General features: G+C 33.3%; 25 protein-coding genes and 1 pseudogene. 5 read left to right on the top strand and 21 right to left on the bottom strand.

Annotation, left to right across the window (positions count from 1 at the left end):
- Positions 1-25: 25 nt before the first annotated feature.
- The 8 genes and pseudogenes from FP435_RS03190 to uvrC form a co-directional block, all read right to left on the bottom strand.
- A pseudogene (locus FP435_RS03190) lies at positions 26-1,590 on the bottom strand (bifunctional metallophosphatase/5'-nucleotidase).
- 46 nt (positions 1,591-1,636) lie between these two features.
- The gene (rpmF, locus tag FP435_RS03185; protein WP_265484405.1) at positions 1,637-1,828 is read right to left on the bottom strand and encodes a 50S ribosomal protein L32; all 192 of its coding nucleotides are present in this window, start codon (positions 1,826-1,828) and stop codon (positions 1,637-1,639) included.
- 107 nt (positions 1,829-1,935) lie between these two features.
- Positions 1,936-2,280, bottom strand: a complete 345-nt coding sequence (locus FP435_RS03180) for a lipopolysaccharide assembly protein LapA domain-containing protein (protein WP_265484403.1) — start codon at positions 2,278-2,280, stop codon at positions 1,936-1,938.
- Positions 2,281-2,300: 20 nt separating this feature from the next.
- The gene (locus tag FP435_RS03175) at positions 2,301-3,095 is read right to left on the bottom strand and encodes an SDR family NAD(P)-dependent oxidoreductase (protein ID WP_265484401.1); all 795 of its coding nucleotides are present in this window, start codon (positions 3,093-3,095) and stop codon (positions 2,301-2,303) included.
- Between the two features lie 10 nt (positions 3,096-3,105).
- Positions 3,106-4,032 carry a ribonuclease Z gene (gene rnz, locus FP435_RS03170; RefSeq protein WP_265484399.1) on the bottom strand — a complete coding sequence of 309 codons (927 nt, stop codon included), beginning with the start codon at positions 4,030-4,032 and terminating at the stop codon, positions 3,106-3,108.
- A 13-nt stretch (positions 4,033-4,045) separates the two neighbouring features.
- The gene (locus FP435_RS03165) at positions 4,046-5,968 is read right to left on the bottom strand and encodes an acyltransferase family protein (protein WP_265484397.1); all 1,923 of its coding nucleotides are present in this window, start codon (positions 5,966-5,968) and stop codon (positions 4,046-4,048) included.
- Positions 5,969-5,991: 23 nt separating this feature from the next.
- Positions 5,992-7,281, bottom strand: a complete 1,290-nt coding sequence (gene obgE, locus FP435_RS03160) for a GTPase ObgE (protein WP_265484631.1) — start codon at positions 7,279-7,281, stop codon at positions 5,992-5,994.
- 73 nt (positions 7,282-7,354) lie between these two features.
- Entirely contained in the window at positions 7,355-9,157 is a 1,803-nt protein-coding gene (gene uvrC / locus FP435_RS03155) for an excinuclease ABC subunit UvrC (protein WP_265484395.1), read from the bottom strand.
- A gap of 132 nt (positions 9,158-9,289) precedes the next feature.
- Here uvrC and FP435_RS03150 point away from each other — a divergent pair, with 132 nt between their 5' ends.
- The 5 genes from FP435_RS03150 (at position 9,290) to FP435_RS03130 (ending at position 13,404) form a co-directional block, all read left to right on the top strand.
- Positions 9,290-10,219, top strand: a complete 930-nt coding sequence (locus FP435_RS03150; RefSeq protein ID WP_265484393.1) for a nucleoside hydrolase — start codon at positions 9,290-9,292, stop codon at positions 10,217-10,219.
- Complete coding sequence (locus FP435_RS03145) at positions 10,219-10,830, top strand: DedA family protein (protein WP_265484391.1); 612 nt, start codon at positions 10,219-10,221, stop codon at positions 10,828-10,830. Before FP435_RS03150 ends, FP435_RS03145 begins: the two co-directional genes overlap by 1 nt.
- A gap of 87 nt (positions 10,831-10,917) precedes the next feature.
- The gene (locus tag FP435_RS03140) at positions 10,918-11,727 is read left to right on the top strand and encodes a site-specific integrase (RefSeq protein ID WP_265484389.1); all 810 of its coding nucleotides are present in this window, start codon (positions 10,918-10,920) and stop codon (positions 11,725-11,727) included.
- 90 nt (positions 11,728-11,817) lie between these two features.
- Positions 11,818-13,179: an APC family permease gene (locus tag FP435_RS03135; RefSeq protein WP_265484387.1), complete on the top strand. Its 1,362-nt coding sequence runs from the start codon at positions 11,818-11,820 to the stop codon at positions 13,177-13,179.
- 78 nt (positions 13,180-13,257) lie between these two features.
- Positions 13,258-13,404: an SPJ_0845 family protein gene (locus FP435_RS03130; protein ID WP_416209744.1), complete on the top strand. Its 147-nt coding sequence runs from the start codon at positions 13,258-13,260 to the stop codon at positions 13,402-13,404.
- 81 nt (positions 13,405-13,485) lie between these two features.
- On the opposite strand, the gene FP435_RS03125 is transcribed toward FP435_RS03130, so the two are convergent.
- The 13 genes from FP435_RS03125 to FP435_RS03065 form a co-directional block, all read right to left on the bottom strand.
- A complete protein-coding gene (locus FP435_RS03125; RefSeq protein WP_265484385.1) occupies positions 13,486-15,732 on the bottom strand; it encodes a hypothetical protein in 2,247 nt (748 codons plus the stop codon).
- Between the two features lie 138 nt (positions 15,733-15,870).
- Complete coding sequence (locus tag FP435_RS03120) at positions 15,871-16,752, bottom strand: hypothetical protein (protein WP_265484383.1); 882 nt, start codon at positions 16,750-16,752, stop codon at positions 15,871-15,873.
- Between the two features lie 30 nt (positions 16,753-16,782).
- On the bottom strand, positions 16,783-17,202 hold the full coding sequence (locus FP435_RS03115; protein ID WP_265484380.1) for a hypothetical protein: 420 nt from the start codon (positions 17,200-17,202) through the stop codon (positions 16,783-16,785).
- Positions 17,203-17,220: 18 nt separating this feature from the next.
- Positions 17,221-17,808 carry a hypothetical protein gene (locus tag FP435_RS03110; protein WP_265484378.1) on the bottom strand — a complete coding sequence of 196 codons (588 nt, stop codon included), beginning with the start codon at positions 17,806-17,808 and terminating at the stop codon, positions 17,221-17,223.
- Between the two features lie 18 nt (positions 17,809-17,826).
- Positions 17,827-19,635 carry a DUF2971 domain-containing protein gene (locus FP435_RS03105; protein WP_265484376.1) on the bottom strand — a complete coding sequence of 603 codons (1,809 nt, stop codon included), beginning with the start codon at positions 19,633-19,635 and terminating at the stop codon, positions 17,827-17,829.
- 2 nt (positions 19,636-19,637) lie between these two features.
- The gene (locus FP435_RS03100; RefSeq protein ID WP_265484374.1) at positions 19,638-20,081 is read right to left on the bottom strand and encodes a hypothetical protein; all 444 of its coding nucleotides are present in this window, start codon (positions 20,079-20,081) and stop codon (positions 19,638-19,640) included.
- 222 nt (positions 20,082-20,303) lie between these two features.
- Positions 20,304-20,498, bottom strand: a complete 195-nt coding sequence (locus FP435_RS03095; protein WP_265484372.1) for a helix-turn-helix domain-containing protein — start codon at positions 20,496-20,498, stop codon at positions 20,304-20,306.
- Between the two features lie 4 nt (positions 20,499-20,502).
- Complete coding sequence (locus tag FP435_RS03090; protein WP_265484370.1) at positions 20,503-20,835, bottom strand: hypothetical protein; 333 nt, start codon at positions 20,833-20,835, stop codon at positions 20,503-20,505.
- Positions 20,836-21,057: 222 nt separating this feature from the next.
- Positions 21,058-21,432 carry a DUF1828 domain-containing protein gene (locus FP435_RS03085; RefSeq protein WP_265484368.1) on the bottom strand — a complete coding sequence of 125 codons (375 nt, stop codon included), beginning with the start codon at positions 21,430-21,432 and terminating at the stop codon, positions 21,058-21,060.
- Positions 21,433-21,480: 48 nt separating this feature from the next.
- Complete coding sequence (locus FP435_RS03080; protein ID WP_265484366.1) at positions 21,481-21,876, bottom strand: hypothetical protein; 396 nt, start codon at positions 21,874-21,876, stop codon at positions 21,481-21,483.
- A gap of 78 nt (positions 21,877-21,954) precedes the next feature.
- Positions 21,955-22,185 carry a hypothetical protein gene (locus FP435_RS03075; RefSeq protein WP_265484364.1) on the bottom strand — a complete coding sequence of 77 codons (231 nt, stop codon included), beginning with the start codon at positions 22,183-22,185 and terminating at the stop codon, positions 21,955-21,957.
- Positions 22,178-24,007: a nuclease-related domain-containing protein gene (locus FP435_RS03070; protein ID WP_265484362.1), complete on the bottom strand. Its 1,830-nt coding sequence runs from the start codon at positions 24,005-24,007 to the stop codon at positions 22,178-22,180. The genes FP435_RS03075 and FP435_RS03070 overlap by 8 nt, the downstream gene beginning before the upstream one ends.
- Before the next feature lie 101 nt (positions 24,008-24,108).
- A complete protein-coding gene (locus tag FP435_RS03065; protein ID WP_265484360.1) occupies positions 24,109-25,038 on the bottom strand; it encodes a hypothetical protein in 930 nt (309 codons plus the stop codon).
- Position 25,039: the final 1 nt, after the last annotated feature.

The raw sequence follows: 25,039 nt of genomic DNA, 5'->3' as shown, positions 1-25,039 counted from the left end.
AAGCATCGCATGCTTCTCTTTTTGCTTAGTAAAATTTGTAATTTTTTTGGACATCAACACTAATTTTTTCTTGGTTTAAATACTCTTTAAATAATTGTACGTAATCTTGGTCATATATTTTTTCAATTTTATCCATCCCGTATCCTGGATAAAAGCCACCACCAAGTGCTCGATAATTATTAACTGCTAAGTGATAAAACTTGTCATTACTAATTTCTTCCCCATGAAGCGTTAACTTTGTAATTCTCTTTCCTTCTGGCCGAGAAATATCTGCTTCATAATGAACTGGATAAAATAAGTCAAAATTAAATAAGAGATTTTTAGGTTTTAAAACATTATCTTTAAATTTAACCTTACCATTTTTATCTTTATCCAAGAAACTCAAACTATGTTCAATTATTTGTCGAATATCTGCTCCCGAAACTTTAACGAGTGCTAGCTGATTAGCAAAGGGATAATTTAGCAAGATCTCACGCATTGTCACATCTTTTGAAAACCCTCCTGCATCTTCTGCCATAATAGCTGTTGCCGACAAATCAGCGTTAGTGAAATACAGTTGCATTTGGTGAATTAAGTTGATAAAAGGCGCCCCTTTTAAGCGTCCTGTAATTGCATCTTTAATTGGTGCCGCTTGCGAAAGGGATGCAATTGGCTCATCGAGCCAGTTTTGGGTCTTTTTATCTAACTCTGTCATTAAAGAAATAATTTTTTATCAGGAGTTACTCCTTTAGTTTCAAGTAACTTAGTAGTTAAGTTATTGATAATAACTTTCCCATTTTTTTCTTTATCAAAATCAACTATAACTTCAGCTACTGTTTCGCCTTTATGCCCAGGTTGAACAATAGCTGTTTTATTTTTGACTAAATTTAAGCGTCGATGCTGATGACCAGTTAAAAATACATCAATTTCTGGGATATTTTCAAATATTTTATAACCCTCATTTTCACCATTATGAGGTTCCGTGGCTTTGCCCGTTTCCAAATCACTTTCAAATCCTCCGTGGTAAAGGGCCACTAAAAGATCAACTTTGGGACGAAGTTCTTTTACTTCTTTTTTTAATCCTTCATAAGCAGAAAAAAATTCTAAGTTAGGAATATTTTCAACTGGTTCCCATTTGGAAATATACTGCGTTGTCACTCCAATTAGTCCTATCTTGAGACCAGCTTTTTCAATAATTATACTTTTCTGCCCAAAAGCAGGCTTTTTTGTGCTTTTATTTAGGACATTATCATTTAAAAAAATCCCATGATCATAACTAATAAATTTCTTTAAATAATCTAGTCCAAAATTAAAATCATGATTACCCACTACTCGCACATCGTAGCCAACAACATTATATGCTGCTGATAATGCCTGCACTCCACTATCTTCTGGCAAACTCTTTAAGTAAGAAGCTAAGGGAGAGCCTTGAAGTGAATCACCACTATCAGTTACCAAAACATTGTCTTTACCATATTTTTCTCGTTCCTGAGCAATTAAGGTGCTAACTCGGCTTAAAGAAAAAGGTGCAGTATAATTATTTTTATCTTGATAATTTGTTGGTGTAATAAATCCATGAGTATCACTAGTATGTAAAATTGCTAATTTCATCTTTTCCCCCTTTATACAAAAAAAGACACCCTGCGGTGTCTTTTAATTAATCGTTATTTTGTTGCTTTGCTTCGTTAGCAACTTGACGGCCTTTGTAAAAGCCCTTACGTGATACACGGTGGCTTAAACGGTATTCACCAGTAGTTGCATCGTAATGCATTGCTGGAGTTGTTAACTTAATATGACCACGACGTGAACGTTTCTTTTGCTTAGAAGTTTTTCTTGCAGGAACTGCCATTAGTTAGATCTCCTTTTTTATAGAATTGAGACTTGCGGACTTATACAAATAAGTCACTAAATACTCACGTATTTCAATCATACAATCTAAAGCTAGATAAATCAAGTCTAATCTTTAGTTGTAGCGGTAGATTTTTCTTTTAATTTTGAAATTTCTTGCTTTAACTTGTTAATTTCCTGATCTTTTTTATTAATTTGATCATTGAGTTGCTTTTTTAAAGTAGCTTCTTGTTTGCTATATTCTTCTTTTACATGCTTTACATCCTTATTAGTGCCCAATAACATTGAAATGAAGGCTCCTAATAAGATCATTGTAATTAAAATAATAATTAATGGCATCTTAGGTTGAAAAAAGCCAAAATTAATTGCTACTTGTTCAGTATTTAAGCAAGCAAAAATCACCAAAATTAAGACAATAATTAATCCAAAAACTAACTTTCTTTGTTTTTTCACGTTACTCCCCTTTTCCAATGTTACTTTCTGCTCCCAAACTTCAAACTTGCCCAATCACCAAGCTTAGGAAAAATTTGATACAACTTAGCTAAAACAGCCAAACTCACTGGTAAGTTTAATTCTCTTCGATTAGAGCCAAAGAAATGAACCACTTGCCATGCTACATCATCCGGATCAAGCATAAAGCGTTGAACATTAGTGGCATATTCTCCAGTTTTATCTGCAACATTGAAGAAGTTTGTGTAGACTGGTCCTGGATTAACTGTCATCACTTTTACACCAAAAGGTTTAAGTTCTAAACGTAAAACATTTGAGAATTGAATTACAGCTGCCTTAGTAGCACTATAAGCTGCTGTCTTAGTAGTTGGAATAATGCCAGCAATTGAACCAAGATTAACTATCTGTCCTTGTTTTTGGTCAATCATAATTCTTGCAATTAAGCGCGTGAAATACATCAAGCCTAAAACATTAGTTTGGAACATTTCAGTCACTTGTTTAGGAGTAGTTTCTAAAAAATTTTCAAATATTCCAAAACCAGCCGCATTCACCAAAAAATCAATGTGCTTAACATGCTGAATAATTTTTCCAAAAGTACTTTCAATTTGATCTGCTTTGCTCATATCAGTTGGAAAAACAAAAGCTTGTCCACCAGATAGTTGCTTGGCTTCTTGTGCAATTTCCTGTAATCTTTCTTCATTTCTAGCAATTAGAATTACATCTGCACCTCTACTAGCACTTTCTAAAGCAATTGAACGACCAATTCCACTAGAAGCACCAGTAACCACTACTACTTTTTCTCTTAATGTTTTACTCATAATTGTCCTTTCATTTCATTGGAATATTAAAACTATCTAAATCACGCACCAACTTTGTATGTTTAAAAATTGAACGAGCTTGTTTTTCTAAAATTTGACCACTTTTACCAGTATAACGAGCAGAAATATGTGACAAATATAATTGTCCGACGTTTTTTTGCTTTGCTACTGAAGCTGCATCAATACAAGTTGAGTGGAAATAGCGGTGAGCCATTTTACTATCTTCTCCGCTAAAAGTAGATTCGTGAACCAACACATCGGCATCTTGAGCCAGTTTGCCAATATTAGGAGTTGGCCTTGTGTCATAGATAATCGTAATGATTCTTCCTGGACGATCTTCACCCAGAAAATCTTTTCCATCAAGCACTCGTCCGTCACCTAAGGTTACTGTCTCTCCAGCTTTTAATTTACCATAAATTGGTCCATTAGGAATATGATATTCAGCTAATTTTTCTACTTGCAATTCACCTGGATGTGGTTTTTCAACAACTCTAAAACCAAAACTTGGAATACGGTGATTTAATTTAGCTGTGTATACCTCAAAATGATCATCTTCAAAAATTAATCCATCTTCTTCTAAGATTACATATTTTATTGGATAACTAATTTGGGTACGTGAAACTTTAAGTGATGTTTGTACAAATTGATCAATTCCAGCTGGTCCATAAATGGTTAATTCACCACCATCCCCTTGGAAAGAACGTGAAGATAACAACCCAGGTAACCCAAAAATGTGATCCCCATGATTATGAGAAATAAAAATTCTTGTAATTTTTCGTGGGCGAATGTTAGTCTTTAGAATTTGATGTTGGGTTGCTTCTCCTACATCAAATAACCAAATTTCATTTATTTCGTCTAATAACTTTAAAGCTAATGACGAAACGTTACGTCCTTTAGAAGGTTGGCCTGAGCCTGTACCTAAAAATTCTATTTCCATGAAAACCTATTTTCTAATAAAGTCCTTTTTCTACTAATTCTTTTGTAATAAAACTACTATAATACTTTGATCCTATGTCATTTGGATGTGTATGATCATCATAAAACCAATTTGGATGAGCAGTAGCAACAGCATTCCAGTTAATAATATATAAGTTTTTGTATTTCTTACTTTCTTTTTGCAAAAGATTATTTACTGGTTTTTGCCAAGTACGAGTTGGCACATAAACATTGACCCAAAATACGCGTCGTTTTTTACCAACAATCTGCATTACATGTTCCAAATCTTGGGGTGGAAACATTCCATTTGTTCCTAATCCAACCAAAACATTTTTGTTTAAAACTCCCTCAGCTTTGTACTTTTCAAACAAAGGAATTGTATCAGATAATTGACGAGAAACGGCAGCATCAATTATGGCATGGGGCATCAACTTCTTAAGATTTTCACTAGAGCCGGCCATTACCGAATCGCCAATTGCAGTTACCGGAAGCTGACGCGCTAACTGAAGTTGTTCTTGGCTAATACCATATTTTTCAAAACTTTTATTTACTGGGTGTGCCTTAGCAGCCTTTTTTGCCTTAGCTAATAAAGTATTTTTAGTAGTTGTTTTTTTAGATTGACGTTTTGCTTTTGCAATTAATTTCTTATTATCTTGAAGTTGTTGCTTTCTATTTTTCTGAATTTGCTTTGCAAGTGGAGAAGCATTAGGATCTTCTGCTTTAGCAGCTGGTGACTTGAGAATTGCTACACTACCTGCTACTAAGAAAAACGCACTTACGATACCTACTACTTTTTGAGCTACAAAGTGTCCATTAAAAGTAAAGAATCTTCTAAGATAAGTTTGAACCTTTTTAACAGTAAGTTTGCCAAATGGTTTTTCAATGTAACGATATGTTAATTCAGAAACTATTAAAATTAATGCTACTTCAATTACACGATATAAAATCACATGGTCGGCAATATTTTTAACCTTATCTTCAAAGAAAATCATAATTGGAAACTGATAGAGATAAATCCCATAAGAACGTGATCCAATCCATTTAAAAAGTGGATTAGTTAGCCAAGCATTCCAATGAGAAGAAGGATGGGCAATTACAGCAACTAAAATCATTGTTAAGAATGAGAAAATAAACATCCCGCCACGATATGGGAAAGCATGCTGTGGATTTAATGCTGGGGTTGCTGTCATCCAAAGTATTAAAATTAAGGTTAAGGCACCAATTAAATCTAAAATTACTCCGTGAGTTTTGCCGGCTTTTTTATTAAGCTTCCAAGTTGGCCAAATTATCGCCAACATTGCACCTAATCCCAGTGAGAAAAAACGTGTATCACTACCATAATAAATTCGACTAGTATCTACACCTGGCTTGAATAAAATTGCCATTTCAAGTGCTGAAAAGATTGTCAAAGCAGTAATAATCCAAAAGCGTGTTTTTTTCTTCTTTACTTTGGTCATTAAGAGCCAAATTACAAGAGGCCATAAAATATAAAATTGCCCCTCAATCGACATCGTCCATAAATGAACAAAGGGTGATTCATTGGCTGCAAAACGTTCAAAATAGCTTTGTCCGTTAAAAATTTCCCAAATATTATAAACATTCAATAAGTTAGTAATTACTATTTGATACAACTTTGCCAATAAATTTCTTTGAAATAGCAAAATATACGTTCCCGCCATCCAAATAACAGCTATCATTTGAGGATAAAGTTTTTTTATCCGGCGCAAATAGAAACCTTTAGTATCATATTTTCCACTTTCTTCATATGCATGAAACATATGATCAGTAACTAAATAACCAGATAATACCAGAAAAATTGGTACTCCAAGATACCCACCTATGAATCTATTAGGATCTAAGTGATATAAAATAACTCCAATTACGGCTAATGCTCTTAAACCAGCATAACCAGTAATAAAGCGGTTTTTATTTTTCAAAAGTATTACTCCAAATTCTTATTTTATTCTACAAATTCAAACGTCAAATCACCAATGTGCACTTCATCACCTTCATGTGCACCCTTAGCACGAAGAGCATCATCAACACCCATTTTCTTTAACTTACGTGCCAAAAGCATAATTCCATCTGTGTGATCTAAGTTAGTCATTTGAACTAAACGCTCAAGTTTTTCACCAGTAACTGTGTAGTCACTTTCACCAGTTTTTGTGATTTCAAAACTATTATCTGGACGTTTATAAACAAATTCTTTTTCTTGAACTTCTGCTTCTCCAGGTTCTTGGGCTTCCTTTTGAGCTACCTCATCAACCACATCAGCTGCTGCACTCATTAATTCATTTACACCTTTATGAGTGACACTTGAAATTGGATAGACCTTTTTATCACCAAGTTTTTTCTTAAACTCTGCTAATTTTTCTTCACTACCAGGAATATCCATTTGGGTAGCGACAATCAATTCTTTCTTGGTAGTTAAATCAGAAGTGTAATTTCCAAGCTCTTTCTTGATAGTTTTGTAATCTTCATAAGCATCACGGCCATTATTAGGATCCATCGAAACCATGTGCAAGATAACTTTTGTTCTTTCCACGTGACGTAAGAATTGGATTCCTAATCCTACTCCATCAGCTGCCCCTTCAATTAATCCTGGTAAATCAGCCATTGAAAAGTCGCGTCCATCTGGTAAAACAACCATCCCTAAATTAGGAGTTAAAGTTGTAAAATGATAAGCTGCAATCTTTGGCTTTGCTTTAGTAACTACCGATAAAAGCGTAGATTTACCTACTGAGGGAAAACCTACTAACCCTACATCTGCCAAAACTTTTAATTCTAAGCGTAAAGTTCTGAATTCTCCAGGTTCTCCATTTTCTGCAATTTCAGGTGCAGTGCGTGTTGAAGTAGCAAAGTGAATATTACCACGACCACCACGGCCACCCTTAGCTACCATAAGTTCTTGACCATTTTTTACTAGGTCACCTAGTAATTCACCAGTATTAAAATCATACACAGTAGTTCCCATTGGAACCTTTAAATAAACATCTTTGGCACCTTTACCATACTGAGATTTAATTCTTCCATTTTCACCATTATCGGCTTTGAACTTGCGTCTAAAACGAAAATCCATTAATGTTCGCAAACCTGAGTCTGCAACTAAAATGATGCTACCGCCACGGCCACCATCACCGCCAGCTGGGCCACCAAGTGGAACATACTTTTCATGGCGGAAAGCTACAGCTCCATCGCCACCTTTTCCAGCTTGAACATCAATTTTTGTTTGATCAACAAACATCTCTATCCCTCCCATTGTTTTATTCTATCTTATAATAACATAAGCACCTTGATATTTTAGTACTCATCTGTTTAATTTCTCATAAACTTAATTTTATCGTCTGTGCTTGTGGCAGAGTTAACCCAGCCTTTTTTAAATCATCAACTGACGCTTCTTTTATTTTTTTCAAGGAGCCAAATTCACGTAGTAATTTATTACGCGACTTGGGGCCAATGCCTTTGATTTCATCTAACTTACTTGCAAGAGAATTTTTAGCATGCGTTCTACGGTGGAAAGTTATTGCAAATCTGTGCACTTCATCTTGGATACGCGTCATTAGATAAAACCCTTCAGACTTTGGATCCATTGGAATTAATTGATAATCTTCTCCTTTAGTTGGATCGCCAAAAATCAAGTGGTTAGTTCGGTGTTTATCATCTTTTACCATCCCTGCTACTGGAATCTGAATATTTAATTCGTTTCGTAACACATCCAAGCAAGCATCGACTTGAATTTGACCTCCATCCATTAAAATTAAATCAGGAAGAGGTTGATGTTCTTTTAAAAGACGACTATATCTTCTACGCACTACTTCACGTGTATTTCCTACTTCATCGCCTCCATTTTGGTGCTCTACTTCTCCCTTTAATTTATATTTACGGTATTGCTTTTTATCAGGTTCCCCATCTGTAAAGACTACCAAAGCAGATACAGGATCTGTTCCTTGAATGTGAGAATGGTCAAAACTTTCAATTCGGTGACCGTAAGGCAAATGCAAGGCATCAAAGATTTCTTTCTGGGCTCCCTTAGTTTTCCGATTACCTAATTCTAAGAGTCTAAATTTTTCATCTAACTTAAGTTGGGCATTGTCCTTAGCCATTTTTAATAAGGAGGCTTTTTGCCCACGTTGAGGTGTTCTTACAGGTACTTTTAGAACCTCACTTAGTGCTTCATTATCTAAACCTGCTGGCACTAAGACTTCTTTCGGCAAAACACGATTCTTTTGATCATAAAATTGAGCAATAAATGATAAAAATTCATCTTCTGGATCAGTTGTATCGGTCAAAGGAAACATGCGAGTTTCTCGGCGCAATAATTTAGCTTGTCGTAAGAAAAAGATTTGAATTGAAATCCATGATTTATCAACATAAAAATTAAAAATATCTCTTTGAGTATGATCATTAGAAATAATTTTTTGCTTTTCAACAGTTTGTTCAATGTAGTTTAGTTGATCACGAATTTCGGCGGCACGTTCAAACTCAAGCTTTTCAGCTGCTTGAGCCATTTTCTCATTTAAAGTCTTTTTAGCTTGTGAAATATCACCATTTAAAAAGCTCTTTATTTGCTTGATCTGTTCATCATATTCTTGCTTAGAAACTTCTCTAAAACATGCTCCTAAACACTGCCCCATATGATAGTACAAACATGGTCTTCCTTGATGACCACTACACCTACGCAGAGGCCAAACTTTTTGAATAAACTTCAATGTTGCCTGAGCTGCATAAACATTAGGATAAGGGCCAAAATAATATCCACCATCTTTATGAACAACTGAAGTTAACTTTGTTTGCGGATCTCGTTCATTAGTAATTTCAATATAAGGATAACCAGTACCTTGTTTTAATTGCACATTATAGTAAGGCTGATATTTTTTAATTAAAGTAATTTCCAGTAAGAAAGATTCTTTATCTGAGGAAACAGTAATAATATCAAAATCTCTTATTTCCTTAACTAATTCTGCTCGGCGACCTACTTGCTTGCTTTTAAAATAAGAACGAACTCTATTTTTTAAATTTTTAGACTTACCAACGTAAATTACCTTTCCGTTAACATCTTTCATTAAGTAGCATCCCGGCTGACTAGGTAATAATTTAAGTTTATTTTCAATAAATTCAGTTGCCATAATTTTCCTACTTTCTTTCTCATTATTTAAGGATTGATAAAATTAGCCTTATTTCTATCTTTTGATTTACCTTATCTGCTGAATCGATTAAAATATAAAGTATATAATTCAGATAAGAGAAAGGTAATAAAAATGAAAAATATTTATTTTAACCATGACGGAAATATTGATGATTTTGTTTCTTTGCTTTTACTTTTACAAGCACCTGACATTAAATTAATTGGTGTCAGTGCAATTGATGCAGATGGCTATATTGAACCTTCAGTAGAAGCTTGTCGCAAAATGATCGACCACTTTAATCTTCGTGGTGATAAATTAGAAGTTGCACGCTCAAACTCAAGAGCTATTCACCAGTTCCCTAAAGAATGGCGAATGGCTACATATTCATTTAACTACTTCCCTATCTTGAATGATACTAATAAGATTGAAACTCCTCAAGCAGCTTTACCTGCACACTTAGACATGATTGAAAAAATTAAAAACTCAACTGAACCAGTTACTTTAGTAATGACTGGTCCTTTAACTGATTTAGCCCGTGCCTTAGAAATTGATCCAAGCATCCAAGATAACATTGAAAAACTTTACTGGATGGGTGGCTCAGTTGATGGTCATGGCAATGTAATGAGTGTTGATGCAGATGGTACCCAAGAATGGAATGCCTTTTGGGATCCTGAAGCCGTTGAAAAAGTTTTGGATTCAAAACTTGATATTCAAATGGTTGGTTTAGAAAGTACTGAAGAGATTCCTCTTACTGATGATTTACGTAATCACTGGGCCAAAAATCGTCAATACCCAGCTTTTGACTTAGTTGGATTGGGCTATAGTCTTATTGTTTCAATTCCTGGAGCAGAATTATATCTTTGGGATGTTCTGACTACGATGAGTGCCTTAGATGATTCTGTAGTAAGCACCCAAAAAGTTAAAGCAGGTGTTTTAACAGAAGGCTTAGGGGCTGGTAGAATGTTTGAAACTCCAAATGGCAAAGAAATAACTTTAGTTACAAGTGCTAATAAGAATGCCTTCTTTGATAAGATGGATAGTATTCTCAAACGTCAAGCCTAATGATTACTTGGATTACAAGTTTTATAGAGCAATTTGGTTATTTAGCCTTATTATTATTAATTGCGATTGAAAATATTTTCCCACCTATTCCATCAGAAATCATTTTAACTTTAAGTGGATTTCTATCAACCAAAACAAGTCTAAACCTGGCAGGAATTATTATCTTTTCCACTTTGGGCTCTTTAATTGGAGCCATAATCTTATTTTCAATTAGTCGAAATCTAACTTTAACACGTTTAGAAAAAATTTTAAATACAAAATTTTGTAAACTACTCGGCTTTAAACAAGAAGATGCCCAAAAGGCCATCTCTTGGTTTGAAAAATACGGAATTGGCGCTATTTTTTACGGTCGTTGCATCCCAATCGTGAGAAGTTTAATTTCTATTCCAGCTGGTATCGCTCGAGTTGGTTGGGGAAAGTTTATTTTACTCACAACTGCTGGAAGCTTAATCTGGAATACTATTCTCATTCTTTTGGGTTACTACACCGGCCAAAACTGGGCAGTAGTTGTTAAAATTTTCGATGATTATACACTTATTATTGCTTTCATTATTTTATTAATTTTAATCTATTTACTTTACAAGTGGTATAAAGCTCGCTTGAAAAAGTAGTATCTGGCGGTTCTGCAACAGCAGAACTGCTTTTTATATGATATAATATTTTTGTAAAAGTAACAATTATATTATTTAGGTGATCTTATGTATAATTATCCATACATTAAAAATTTCAATGAGTGGTGTGCTGGTCGTAATCTGCGCCCTGAAACCGTTATTTCAATTAACCAATCAATTAATTATTTTTGGAATTACTACCGGGATACTTCTAGCCATCCCCCTACCCTAGAAGATATTACCGGCCAAGATATTCGGCAATTTTTAGTGGAATTAGAAATTCGTCAAAATCGTTCTATTCAAACTATTAACAAATATGTAACTCATTTAAAAAAGTACTTTTCTTTTTTATACGATCATAAATTAATGCCAAACTATGTTCTCACTGATATTAAAGGTTATACCTTTGATCGTACTCCTCGTTTTTGCTTAGATTGGATCGATCATTTAGAAGAAATTGTTAAAAATTCTGCTGTAAGTCTAGATGCTAAAAAAATTCTGATTTTAATTGCCCATGGTTATGAACCTGAAAAATTTTTAAAGTTGACACTTACAAGGGTCAAGGCAGACAAAATTATTACTAATTCTTTGTATCTAACTACTCTATCTCAGCCTCTAATTGAAACGGACTTAATTTTTCATACCAAAAAGGGACTACCAATCACTGCTCTTACTTCTTTGAGTCGCCGTATTATACCTGATCGGGAGATTTTAAACTTCAATTTAACGCCAGGCAGTTTACGTTTAAGCTACATTTATCGCTTAGTTAATGATTCTTCTCTTTCAGATGATGACTTAATGAAGTTGCTTCATGTCAATCGTAAAAATATTACTTACTATCGTGACCAAGCATATAAAGCTAAATTTACTAATTTTTCTCCTTCTTGGAAAAAATAATACTTTATACTACTCTTCTTATCATAAAAAATATTACAATATATATTAGGTACAAGAATTTGTATAATTTATATTTAGAGGTAAGAGAAAATGAAAGAACAAACTTCTGTACCTAAGAAACTGTCGTTTATCTCGATCTATTTTTTAGGTATTAATGCTGTTATTGGATCTGGGACATTTTTACTTCCGTCTACGATCTACAAATATATGAATTTGATGGCAATTGCAGTTTTGCTGTGTACAGCACTTACTGTCTCAATGATTGCCTTATGTTATGCTGATTTATCAAGTCGTTTTAAGGGTTCTGGAGCTGCTTGGCTTTATTCTTACAATGCGTTTGGTAGATTTGCTGGGTATGAACTTGGAATATTTACCTGGTTTTTAGGATGTACTACTTTGTCAGCCGAAGTTGTAGCTTTGCTTACTATTCTTAAAAGTTTCCTACCAGTCTTTAACAATCCAGTTGTTTACACCTCAGGAGTTATTTTCTTAATTTTACTTTTTTCTATCATTAACTTCTTTGGTAGATCATGGGTAAAAGCTGTTAATAATGTTTCTGCTGCCGCAAAGATTATTACTTTGATTGTCTTCATTGCAGTCGGAGTTTTCTTTGTTAAAAAGTTTAACTACAGTCACATTATTCCAGCTGCTGCTTTGACTGGGGTAGGACCATTTTTTAAACACTTCGGTGCTGCCTTTACTCCTATCTTTTATTTATTTACTGGATTTTCATTTATTCCAATTGCTGCTAAGCAAATGAAAAATCCTGAAAAAAATATTCCTCGAGTTTTAATTGCAGTTATGACTAGTGTTACTATTTTGGACTGCTTGATGTTATTAGTAGCTATTGGACTTGCAGGAACTAAGTTAGGTGGTTACTCTAACCCACTTGCTAGTGCTTTAAAGACTGGAGTTGGTGAATGGGGCTTTGCCTTTATGATTGTTGGAATGTTAATTTCAATCTTTGGAGTAGCATTTTCAGCATCATTCAACACCCCTTCTTTAATAGCTTCTTTAGCTACTGAACATGATATGTTACCAAGTTGGATGGGTAAAAAGAACAAACATGATGCACCTTGGGTAGGTATTATTTTTACCGCTATTTTATCAGGTGCCCTAGCAACTCAAAGTTACTTATTCTTAGTTTCATGTACTGTTTTAGCATCATTTGTTCAATATGTTCCATCTATTTTAGCTGTAATTAAGTTTAAGCACACTAATGAATATCCAACTCATGGATTTTCACTTCCAGGAAAATACACTATTCCAATTATCGCCCTCTTAATTTCTTGCTACATGGTAACTAATTTTACTGCCAAAACTCTCTTAATTGGTAGTGCAGTTGCCGTAATTGCTGCAGGTTGTTACTTCTTTATTGATCGGGACAAAGATAAAGAAGCTAAACATGAAGCTTGGCTTGCTTCGCTAAGAAATAAAGATTTTAAAGATTAATTATTAACTAAAAAGCAACCTAGCTCTTGCAATAGTTAGGCTGCTTTTTGTATGATTAAATAAACAATTAGGGAAAGGATGACTAAAATGGGTTTAACTTTCAAGAAAAATGATGACTTAGAAAAGGCTTTTGAACGTTTTGCGATCTTGCCAGATGATCCTAAAGTAGATGGTAAGAAAAAGCCAGAAGATGAAGATAAAAAGAAGAAAGATAAAAAAGACTAGTTAAAAGGGATGCTATCAATTTATGGTAGCGTCCCTTTTAACTTATAGCTTATCTTGGGTTAAATTATAACAAAAATGATGTTAAAAATGTGTGTAAAGGAAATCTAACATATTTTCTAACACTTTTTGCGCGTAAAATCTTAAAATACGCACATAATGTGCGCGTAAAAATGTTAGAAAAGAAAATCGCACATCTTTTAACACTTTTTTGTGCAGAAATGTGTATTTGCCATCTACCAGCTTTTGCCCATCACTACTGGTTAACGGGTGACCGTCTTTTTTCTCTACTTGGGTAAAGTTATTGAGCTTAAAGCGTAACCGGTAATACAAGTATTGGTTTGGATAAACAGTGCCGTCGTGCATGTCTGCTGCACCGGTATCTTTGACTTTAGTTGGATCCTTGGAATCGGCTGCGTAAACATACTTGTGCGCAGTTAAACCGTTTTTCGAGTCACCTTTAGTGGTTGTATCAGTGTGGTTGTATTTAACGATAAGTTTACTTTTTGCACCACTGTCTTTACCGTTTAACCATGCTTGGTTGTTAACAACCATAGAACCGCTGTAGATACTACCTTCTGCAGGTTGTTGATCAGGCTTAGGTTTAACTTGAATAACTAAGTGGTAGTTTTTATACCAAGTATTGGATTTATTTGCTTGAGTAGCCTCAGGTTTCATTTTAGCTTCAACTACAGTGTAGCCCTTTTTATCCTTAAGGCCTTTCTTGTCTTTTTGTACAGTGAAAAGGTCGTCAGTAACATTTTTACGGTGCTTACCGTATTTATCACCCCAGTTACTTTGATATACTTTAGCACTAACTACTTCTAAACTAGGATCAATGTAATCAGTTAATACAAGTTGTTTCTTTGCATATTTAGATTTTTTAGTGCCAGCTAGATAAGGATCGTTCTTATCATTCATAGCATCTGCTAGTGGCAGTGCATTGTAATTTTTGTCAGTGTTACCAGCTTTAAGAAAAGCAGTTGAGGGCCCTTTTAAGCTAGTATGAATATCAAAGTAAGCACTACCTGTATCACTGATTGTCTCTTTAGTTGAGTGCTTAGTAAAGTTATCGGTTTTAGAAACCCATTTGTCAACGGGTACAGTGTAAAGAAGGGATGTTCCCTTGTCAAAGTCAAAACCAAAGTAGTCTGCTTGAGCGTGATCGGCATTATACTTTTCACTATCAGCATTACGGTGAGGATCGTTCTTAATATTCTTGGTCTTAATTAGGTTATATGAAGAAGCAGGCGTTGCCCATTTATAAGAAGTTGCCCCATAGTTTTCATTATTAAAATCGTGAACAAATGTTACATTATATTCACTCATTGCTTTCTTTGGAATGTAAGAGAATCTACCTCTTGGGTCAGTCTTTAAAACAGTACCTTGACGCGCATTTTCTTTCTTTTTATTAAGAATTGTTGGCCCATAATCACCAAAGATACGTGCTACGCCATTTTGGACACCAGCCTTTACACCGTAATTGGTGTCAACACCAGCATTTAGTTTAGTGTCGTTACCAGCTTTATTAACAATAATGTAGCTTGGTGTGTTAAAAAGTATCCCTTGTTGATAATCTATATCAGTTTGGGCCACTTCACTTCTAACTCTAAAGGGTTGTCCTTTCTTTTTCCCACTTGCATAAGTTAAAAGTAAAGAAAAGTTACCTTCACCAGTGTATGGTTCTTTGACAGCTAAGTGGTTTGAATCAAAGTGGACATTGAGGTTAGGCATCTTATTTTTATCGTATTGATAGTGATAATCGCCATTCCAAACAAGGCGTGCGTCTAACTTGACAGGCTGTTTTTGAGTCTTATTCTTACCCTTACCTTTTTCAGCTTTTTCATTTGGATAGTAAGTCAGAGCATTTTTGTAAAACATTCCAACTTTACCAGCTCCTGCATTGGAACCATTTTTAGGCAAGTGATAAATGTACCACCAGTGCGTATCGCCTTCACCAGCTTCGTTAGACTTACTCCATTTGCTGGTAGTACCACCAAATGGTTGCCCACTAATCTTCTTATTTTCTACTAAAGAACCAGAAGTATCATTATCTTTGACATATTTCGCCATGGCACTACCATTTTTACTATGTTGTTCGATGGCAAGATATGGTGAAATAGCAGGATTAGATTTATTATTGTAACCCTTTATTTTGGCTACGCCGTATTTACTTCTGATGGGCCGTTGTGGATTATAAGGATCATTTTTAGTCCAAGAATTGTTAGCCCATCTAGCATGAACAATGCTAGTTTGAGATGTAAAAGGAATTAAAGTTGTTAGTGCTACAGCACTTAACATGAATTTTTGAAAACGTTTTCGATTTTTCACATAATTACAACCTTTCTATTTGAGATTGTAATTAGTATAAATAATTTCTAAGAGCAACTATAAAAAGAACAAAAAAAGTTTAAGGTAAATTTTAGACAACAAAAAAGCATCCCTATAAGGGATGCTTGAAATTTAGTCTTAAAGTCCACCAGCCACTGAGCCATTACGAACAGTGTTATCAGCAATACTAGTATAAGGATGCGAATAAATCCAATCAATATGATCTAAATTATCTTGAGTTACACGCCATTTCTTATTGTAAGAACATTGATCAGCCATCATAATATCATCGTATTCATTTACTGAATTTGGAACAGGGTCATCACCTTGTTCTATATCACCTAATCCAATAGCGCGCCCTAATTGATAAGCTACCGCATTAACTTTTCCTTGTTCAGTTAAATGTTTAGACCGTAAAACAAGATTCATATGATTGGTGAAAGCTTTCTTTTTCCAGTCTTTAGGCATAAACATATTAGAGTTTTGCCAGCCAGGATTTTTCTTAAGAAACTTAATCCGCTTAGGAGTAAGGCGCATTTCTGCATATGGGCCATATTTACTACCATGGGTATACTTAATTACTTCCGGATTCTTTTCTTCATAAACACGAGTTGTAGTAATGTCAGCAAGAGGACTATCTGCTTTAGTGTCAGCCTTATTATCATCATAAACCACAATATTAGCGTATTTAGAAGAAGTGAGGCTAGCATGTTTAGCAGACTTAACTAACTTAAATTTAAACTTAGGAGCCCAGAGTTTGATGGCCTTTTTAACAGCGGGCAAAATGGACTTATCTTTGACATAGATGTTAGCGCTGCGGCGTTTGAAGTTGCGGTTAGAGGTATCAGCATCCTGATTATAAATGTCCTCATTAGTAGCATCATCAGGGTTAGATACATAGTATTTGGAGTTAGGCACCCAACTAGCAGCTAGGGCGGCAGAATGAGAGAAAGCGCCGAGTGCAGGCGTAGCCAGCATGGCTGCAATAGTAACTTTTTTCACGACATTTTTAATTTTCATTTTTAAACCTCCATTAGTGTTTGGGTAGTGTTATTTGGTATCCTTTGATTTTTCTTTTTTATCAATTGAAATTTTATCGGGAGAAATCATTATCTGCTTAGACTCAGCATTTGCATTATCTATATTCGTATTTTCCCACTTTACTTCATAGTATAATACTAATATTAAAACAAGGATCATTAGTACAAGGTCTATACTAGCGAGCACATTGTCAGCAATTATATCATCTTTAAATATAGTCTCAAGAAGAGTGGGAATACTAATTACCGTTATTAAATTTTGAACAATTCTACAATAAGCTATACGTGTCGTCATATTCTTAGATGAATGTTTAGTGTTAGACATTATTCCCATAATAATAGTAATAACTAAAATTAAAATTAATCCCACTAGAATTACTAGCCATAATTTACTGCTATAACTAACTGCTGTTAATTGTAAAAACTTCATTCTTGCTCCTTTTTAAAATTACTTTTCAATTACTAACTCAAAATAAGGAAACATATTCTTTTCCTTTGAAAATTGAATCAATTCAGCTGGTTTTACTATATATGTCCCCTCATTTTGCTTGTCTTTAATTATAGTAGGGGAAAATATAATGCCTGTGCCTTCCAATCTAAAGTAAATCTTCTTTTGATTTTCTCCTACTTTAAGCCAAATCATTTGATCTGTTACTGGCATTCTTACCTCCTTTTTACTAACTACTTTCTCTATACGCTTTGAGTAAACTTCTATATCATCTCCACTTATTACCAGATAATTACACGGAATTAATAAATTTTCTACTGATGATTCTTCTAATTTAGTAACTGCTCCTAATAAACAGATCGCAAGTCCTATTTCAGCAATCAGGGGAAATGTTTGAGAAAATTGGAAATTCTCTCCAATAGAAATAAGCTTTAAAAGTACTGGAATGATGTATATTGTTACAATAGTTTTAGTAAATTTTCCAAATACTATTTCTTTTCTCTTATATTTACTAATTTTTGCAGTGTATATCAAAGAAATTCCAATTCCTACATAACCAATAATTAAATAAATCCATAGTGCAGACACTTTATACTTTTTCCTTCCTCACCTATATTGTATTTTTGACTTAACCACCTTTATTTTTCGATCACACTCTTTGATATATGGAGCAATGTAGTCAATATCCTTAGCTATTGGTCCTACAATTACTTCATCATAATTAACTGGCAAATTTTCATTGTCTTGTTCTATCACCCCTTCCTTATTCTTCTCTACATCCTTATTTTTAATTGTTGTATAAACAAATGGAACCGGATATCCGGGTTTCTCATCAAAGAATACTCTTTCATCCCTATCTTCTATATTTTCCAAATTTATAAAAATTCTAAATTCATTTTCATAAGAATATTCCATTCGTTTAAAAGAATAGATAATATCTTTGATAGATGCTAAATTACTCAACTCTTTTAAAGACTGGAATTTTTCCTTTAGATCTGCTTCTTTTTCCCTCACATCTTCTCCCGGAAAAGATGCTAGTTTCAAATTAAAGTCACCTGTATCTTTCCAGTCTAAATAACAAACTCGTCGTACTTGAACAAGCCCACTGTTACACAATTTTTTAATGTAATCTGATGAATATTTCAGAAATAATCCTTTACCATCATTTGCATATTGTTTCCACATAGGTAAGATATCAATTGCCGCAGTTGTAGAAGAAAGAAAGATATCACTTGCTTCATAATCCTCTTGTGAACTTCCTGGTACTTCACCTTCTTCTTTCTTGCTCATCTTATCTAAAATTTCCCAGAAAATTTTTCCCTCTTTAGGATCATTAAGTTGATTAGAATTAGTTAATCTTAAAGTACTCATCCCCGGATTATTATTAGCATCTATTTCATGTTCTTTATTTATAAGATATTTTAGATTTTCTGCTGATGTATATTGTCCTAGTTTTCTTTCCTCCACATTTTCAATCTCACTCCAATTTAAAGTTAAAATATTTCTTATATCATTTATTAGAGTGGAACCTTTTTTCAAATTATTAAATAATGTTACTAATTCATTATTTTGATTAAAGACTTCTATCGTCTCCAATTTATCAACAAAATCTTTTGCCTCTTTCTCAATCCTTATTTCATTTTTCTCACTATAATCCATTAAATCCATTAACATTCCATCTGTAAGAGAAAAAATATCATTCTTTTCATACTTTTTTATGTCAAATTTAGAACTATTTTTTAAAATTGCACCAATTATATTAATTACTACATTTTTCAGCTCTTTTTCCCCATCATCCCATTCGGCTTTTAAATTATCATTTAATTCTTCAAATTGCCCATCTACATCTTCAAGAAGATTACCTATTTCACCTAACAAATCTGGTGTTAATTGCTTTGCTAATTCTTCTAAAGTAAGGTCAATCCATTTTTGATCATGCTCATTTTTTCGAAAAAGTCTGTAAAAACTAAACATAATTCTAGTTCGTGGATAACGAAAAAATGAATTACTTAATAAACTTTTACCCTTATCTTTAAAGCTCAAGAGATCGTCATACAAAGTTGGAGTTAAGGCTAAATCCCCCATTGTTTTCAAAAAATCTTTTGCCTCTTCTAACTCCATCAAATCTATTAAATTTTTATAAACCTCCGGGCTATCTCCAATCATAAAAAAATTATCTATAAGTCCCTGATACTCAGAGAGTGCCAAGAGATCTTCATTAATTTCTTCATCTACAATTTTCACTACTTTTATTCTGCCAATTAAATTATCGGCTGACTGGTAGTATAAACTGTAATTTGTACTCCAACCATAATCATTCCAAGAAATCTGCTCTAAGAAAAATGTCCCAGCCTCTTCATACTCTATTTCATCCTTACTATTTACCAACATAATATTATCAACTATCTGTTCCATACTTATTCCTTCTCTACTATTGATAGCTTTTGTAAGAGCTCATTCGCTGCATCTCTTGTAAACGTATCTTCTGTATTAAATAAACACTCAGTAGCTATCTGAATTAAAAGTACCTTGGTTTTTTGTGATATCTTATAAATATTCTTAATATCTAATACTTTATCAACCACCATATTCCAATTTTTATTTTTATAAATTTTTACACTTACCAAAACACACCAAAGAAGTGCATCATTAAATTTATCAATGCCTTTAAGTATTTTGTAACTTCTATCTTCGTTTTTAACAGGACTACCTTCTAGCGTTAAAACCATATCTTGCACCAAATAAGTTAGCAGCCCGTGTTTACTAGGTATCTTTTTTGCCAACTCTTTTAATTTAGGGAGATCTTGGTTTAAAAAATAGCTTAGCAATTGCTTTTGATAATCTTTAATTCCAAATAACACTGGCGAAAATTCTTGTAAAAACTCAATAACAGAGATATTTTTATTTTTAAGTATCTTTACAAGAGCATTAGCAGATAGCGGATTTTCATCTCTTTAAACTCTTGATAGCGTCGGCGTACTCACTACCCCTTCAGTAAATTCTCCTTGAGTAATTCCAAGAGTTTGTCTTAGTTCTAATACCTTTTTATTAATCCTCACTTTTTGCTGCTCCTACTTACTCCCTCAAACTTCTCCAAAAAAATCTTGCAAAGAAATTCTATTTTTATTCAAAATGGCAATTAGAGCTGTAATTCTAATTTCTCCTATTCCTCTTTCAATTTTTGAATAATAAGATTCACTCATGATTCCCTTAACAAATTCTTCTTGCTTGCATCCTAACAATATTCTGAATTGCTTGAGTCGTTGACCAATATCCATACTTTTAATTTCCTTTGATAAATTTATTCACATCTTCTACTGTGTAACTTTCTTCAAGTGTTCGAATTAACCACCAATCTAAAGCCAATACACATATCATGAACCCCATCATCCACAACTGTTGCGATATATCAGGGATTTCAGTAAAAAAAGTTAAAAAAGCAGGTAATAAAATAATTGTGGCGATATCTCTATATACCAAAAGAATTGCCCTCATTTCTTTCATCCGACGATAAGTTGGATGCTTTAAAACAAATCGATCACTTATTTCCATTAACATAACTCCTAATGCAATGGTTAAAAATAATACTCCCAACATAAATTGACCTGAGCTCATAAACTCCTCCATATTTTATAAATTTAAAGTTTATAGTGCCCATTCTACCCCCCCCCTCAGTTATTCTTGTCAAGTTCACTTTTTTACTACTTAAGCAGCTACAAATCGCGTAATTTCAACATTTTAAAAACCAAAATTTAATTAATCTACACAAAATGTGTAACAAAAAACACCATTTCAGAAAATCTTCCAAAATGGTGTTATTTTAATCATCTAATTATTTTAGTTTCCTAAATAGCTCAAAGCAATTTGCAACTGCAATAAATCACTAATTGCATCTGGGACATTGACCAAATCCTCAACTTCGATGAAAATTACCCCATGTTGTTCATCAAAGTCAAAACCAGACCCAACTACAATATCTTCCGCCTCTTCCAACAAATCATAATTTTCCTGAAGCGGATCTAACTTAAACATTAATTGGCCATCATCACTAATTCGATAATAATCCTCTATTTGCTCTACCCAAGCATACAAGTTATCTCCATATGAGCCAATCAATGGTGTAGTAACTTCAATTGCATCCCCTGCCTCAACCAACTTCACCCGCTTATTAAACCAATCAACCCCTACTTGCTTCAATTCTTCTAATTCCATGACTCTCCCTTTCTACTAAAAAAGTCTCGGTTTTATCCGAGACTCTAATTAAAATCTTCTTGCTAAATCCATTTCTCTAACTAGCAAATCTGTAAATTCATTCAAAGCATCTGATAACTCTTCAGCTTTAATTCTTTCTTTTACAAACTCACCGCGTGCATTCATTGCCACTCCGTAATTAGCAGCGAGGGCAGCTAATTGTTGTGCTAAATCTTGGACATTAGCTAATGAACGAGCAATATGGTAACTAGTTAAATCACGATCTGATAATGTAAAAGTATTATCTTCATGTGGAGTCAAGTAAAAATTAATTCCGTTTCCTAAACCGTTAACATTATCAGTATAAATAATATATTCATCAGTTTCTGTTGGCTCAATAGAAAAACGGGTATCATCCCAATCTTTCCAATAATTGTCTAATAATGAAATTAATGGATCTTCCATTTTAATCACTCCTTTATAACTCTCTTTCTTTATTATAATCATTCTTTAGCGAAAAAAGAATTAAAAGGATTTTTAATGTTAAAATAATCCACTCCCAATTACAAGTACTATCACCATCACTGCTAGTGCAATAACAATAGGAAGGTTTTCACTTCCTTGATGAGCTTTAACTAGTTTTTGATAATTTTTTTCTTCCTTTACCAACTTATTTTGTTCTTGCGCAATTAAAGGTTCGTATTTTGTCGTAACATTTTGCTTTTGTTGTTGGAGTTTTTGGTATTTTGCTACTTCTGTTTCAATATCATTCATTTTTAGTTATCGCATCAATAAAGGTATAATCATGAGTTTGTAATTGATTATTGTAATATGCTTTTGCTTGAGCAAATCCTTTATCGACTGCTTTCACCTCTTTTAATGCATCTTCTTGAGCCTTTAAAGTTTCAAGTTCATGTTCAAGTCCAATTAAGTGTTTTAAAGCTTCATTCAAAGTTTGCAATTCTTTTGTTAAAGAAGTTACCTTATTAATAATCTCTTTGAATTCCTTATCAGTAACTTCCCCACCCCAAAAGACCAAGTTACCTGCATGGCCTTTATTAGCACGATCTTTACTTTTTTCAATCAATACCTCACCAATTGCTTTAACTTCTTCATCAGTTAAACTCACTGGCACATCTGTCTTCACACCGTTAGAGACTACTAACTGCACATCTGCTAACTTTAAGACGTGGGCACCTTTTTGAGTATAGAGTTCACTATTTTTAAAGGTGAAGTTTTGCTTACTTCTACTAATGAATACTACTAAATTATGAACTAGATATTGACCTGCAGGTTTTTTAAGTAAGTTTTTGATAACAGGATTATCAGACTTTCGAAGTGCATAACCAATCGCATCCCTGTGCTTGGCAATTTGACTACTAATATCTTGATAACCACTACTTACATTATATAAACGAGAAGTAATTGTTCTTACTTTAGTTTCAATACAGAAAATTCCCTTATTAGAAACAACTAAGTTATCAATTTGATTACTATTTAAAGATGGTCCCTTATTATCATAAGGATAGGGCAGAATCACATTGTGGCCAATATATTTTCCTTGTCCAATTTGGCGTAACTTCTTGTCAACTAATAATTCACCTAGTTCACCAGCATACTTATTACTTAAACTAGTAATATCATGTTCAGTTAGTTCTAAGGTTTTTTCTGGTAACACTAGATCTAAAGTTTTAAAATTCTGCTCTTTTAACTTATTAAATTCAGCAAGTTCCTTATTTAAAGCAAGGTAATACTTTTGTACTTCTTTTAAGCCTAAAATATTATCTTTTGACAAATTATTATCATGATCTAGACCAAAATATTTTCGACTAACTGTCTCAGCATTAATTAAGGACTTATTAGCCAAATCATCTTTAAACCAATGACCGTCACTATCTTTTCTTAAAAACCAATTACTAGCTGCATCTTGAATCTTCTTAATAACTACCACTTGATGATGCAACTTATTCTTCAATTGTTGGTAATACCAGTTCTTTGAAGTAAGTTGCGCCTCAATAGTTTCCTTTGCTGGTAAGTTATGAAGGTCAATTGTACCTTGATAGTTTGAATGATATTCAAATTTAGGTGGATTTTCTCTAAAGTCTACTCTGGTATAAGTATCAGGCGTTAAAAAATGCCAAAATTGTAAAATATGACCTTTGCTATTGTAAATGAGTTGGTATTTTAAACTTTTAGCATCATATATTTTACGAATTACTAAAGTTTGCTGATTGTGATAAGTAGAAATTTCATAGGTTTGAACTGAAAGATCTTCCGAATTAGGGAATTGATAAGGAAAGTGTCGTTTCTTTAAATTAGAAACCAACTTATTTTCTTGCTCATCAATTTGTTCTAATTCCTTTGTTTGTTCCTTTTTTAAAGAGCCAATTTTTTCTTGAAGCTGAGTAACACGTTGTTCTTGTTTAGCTAAATTTCCTTTATCTTTAACTAAATATGAGCTTGCCCAATATACTATTGCTCCTAATAGAATTGCCCCTAAATCTACTAAAAATTTATTTTTTAAAAATAAAAGCAGCGTAATCAAACCTAAAACTACAATCACTTTCCAACTATTAAGTGATCCTTTTAATTTCATTGCTTTAATTTCTTTCTAGAATTTAAGATTAAATCTTCCTATTAAAATTATAGCAAGATTTTTACTTAACAGCCACGTTACTTACTCAATATTATTGAACTTTATGAGTACTCAGCATTTAATCCACTTTTTATTGTAAAATATTTTAATTTTCCATCTTTCAAATAATTCCTTACCTGAAACCATTGTCGACATCTTTTACTATAAAAATTGAAATTTTGTTTAAAGGTTGGATTAAATTGATTAATCGTCTTCCTTTGCTTAGTAAACTGCAGATTATTTTCATTCCATATTTTTTGGATACATTCCAAACTATCTTTTGGATCTAATAATAAATTATTACTTTGATAACGTAGCTCGCTAATCTTCCCTTTCTTAACTAAATAAGAAATCTGCGGAAGTTCTTTATTAACGTAAAACTGTTTTCTTTTCTCAACCAAGTTTAAATTGATCTTTTTTCCTGGTAATAAATTACTTTGCTTTTTCACATGCTGACGATAAGCGGTTGAATTATTAAAAATAGTTATCACATCTACAGTTCGATGACTATCTTCCAAATTTAAAAATAGCTCCTGTTGGGAAGCAGGTAAAGAAAAAGAAATCTTAGTTACCTTATTAGGCTCAACACTAACAGTTCTGATTAAGTGATTAAAACCTGTCTTGTTACCAGATAAAACTTTAACTTCTCCGACTCTTAATCCCTTCAACTTTAAAGTATAGTCTCCTGCTTGATCAGTTTTAAATTGATAGTTTTCTCCATTATAATCTTCTGGCTTGGCCACAACGTCAAAAAAACTTGATCGGGTTTCTGACAATGTGGCATGTGGCAAGCTCTCATGAAGTTTATTAAAACTTTGCCATCCCTGATAACCTGATCCTAAAGCAATCAAGAGTAAAACTATTCCCCCACTTAAAGCTAGCTTTCTTTTGCTTTTAACCGCATAAGATGTAAAAACTATTGCTAGAAAAATAGCTCCTAGCGCTAGGCCAAAAGCTAGATATATTTGTTCTTGATAATTCAAAGAAAACATA

Origin of the sequence: Lactobacillus sp. PV037, assembly GCF_014522345.1 — a bacterium.
Taxonomy (GTDB): domain Bacteria; phylum Bacillota; class Bacilli; order Lactobacillales; family Lactobacillaceae; genus Lactobacillus.
The sequence above is the reverse complement of the archived record's forward strand: the minus strand, read 5'-3'. Positions and strand labels throughout refer to the sequence as shown.

Excerpts from the sequence above, each read along its gene's own strand:
- FP435_RS03075 (WP_265484364.1), bottom strand. The coding sequence starts at position 22,185 with ATGAATGATATTGAAACAGAAGTAGCAAAATACCAAAAACTCCAACAA.
- FP435_RS03095 (WP_265484372.1), bottom strand. The coding sequence starts at position 20,498 with ATGGATATTGGTCAACGACTCAAGCAATTCAGAATATTGTTAGGATGC.
- FP435_RS03115 (WP_265484380.1), bottom strand. The coding sequence starts at position 17,202 with ATGAAGTTTTTACAATTAACAGCAGTTAGTTATAGCAGTAAATTATGG.
- rnz (WP_265484399.1), bottom strand. The coding sequence starts at position 4,032 with ATGGAAATAGAATTTTTAGGTACAGGCTCAGGCCAACCTTCTAAAGGA.
- FP435_RS03140 (WP_265484389.1), top strand. The coding sequence starts at position 10,918 with ATGTATAATTATCCATACATTAAAAATTTCAATGAGTGGTGTGCTGGT.
- FP435_RS03130 (WP_416209744.1), top strand. The coding sequence starts at position 13,258 with ATGACTAAAATGGGTTTAACTTTCAAGAAAAATGATGACTTAGAAAAG.
- FP435_RS03120 (WP_265484383.1), bottom strand. The coding sequence starts at position 16,752 with ATGAAAATTAAAAATGTCGTGAAAAAAGTTACTATTGCAGCCATGCTG.
- FP435_RS03080 (WP_265484366.1), bottom strand. The coding sequence starts at position 21,876 with ATGGAAGATCCATTAATTTCATTATTAGACAATTATTGGAAAGATTGG.
- FP435_RS03175 (WP_265484401.1), bottom strand. The coding sequence starts at position 3,095 with ATGAGTAAAACATTAAGAGAAAAAGTAGTAGTGGTTACTGGTGCTTCT.
- FP435_RS03145 (WP_265484391.1), top strand. The coding sequence starts at position 10,219 with ATGATTACTTGGATTACAAGTTTTATAGAGCAATTTGGTTATTTAGCC.
- rpmF (WP_265484405.1), bottom strand. The coding sequence starts at position 1,828 with ATGGCAGTTCCTGCAAGAAAAACTTCTAAGCAAAAGAAACGTTCACGT.
- uvrC (WP_265484395.1), bottom strand. The coding sequence starts at position 9,157 with ATGGCAACTGAATTTATTGAAAATAAACTTAAATTATTACCTAGTCAG.
- FP435_RS03150 (WP_265484393.1), top strand. The coding sequence starts at position 9,290 with ATGAAAAATATTTATTTTAACCATGACGGAAATATTGATGATTTTGTT.
- FP435_RS03105 (WP_265484376.1), bottom strand. The coding sequence starts at position 19,635 with ATGGAACAGATAGTTGATAATATTATGTTGGTAAATAGTAAGGATGAA.
- FP435_RS03065 (WP_265484360.1), bottom strand. The coding sequence starts at position 25,038 with ATGTTTTCTTTGAATTATCAAGAACAAATATATCTAGCTTTTGGCCTA.
- FP435_RS03135 (WP_265484387.1), top strand. The coding sequence starts at position 11,818 with ATGAAAGAACAAACTTCTGTACCTAAGAAACTGTCGTTTATCTCGATC.
- FP435_RS03085 (WP_265484368.1), bottom strand. The coding sequence starts at position 21,432 with ATGGAATTAGAAGAATTGAAGCAAGTAGGGGTTGATTGGTTTAATAAG.
- FP435_RS03070 (WP_265484362.1), bottom strand. The coding sequence starts at position 24,007 with ATGAAATTAAAAGGATCACTTAATAGTTGGAAAGTGATTGTAGTTTTA.
- FP435_RS03090 (WP_265484370.1), bottom strand. The coding sequence starts at position 20,835 with ATGAGCTCAGGTCAATTTATGTTGGGAGTATTATTTTTAACCATTGCA.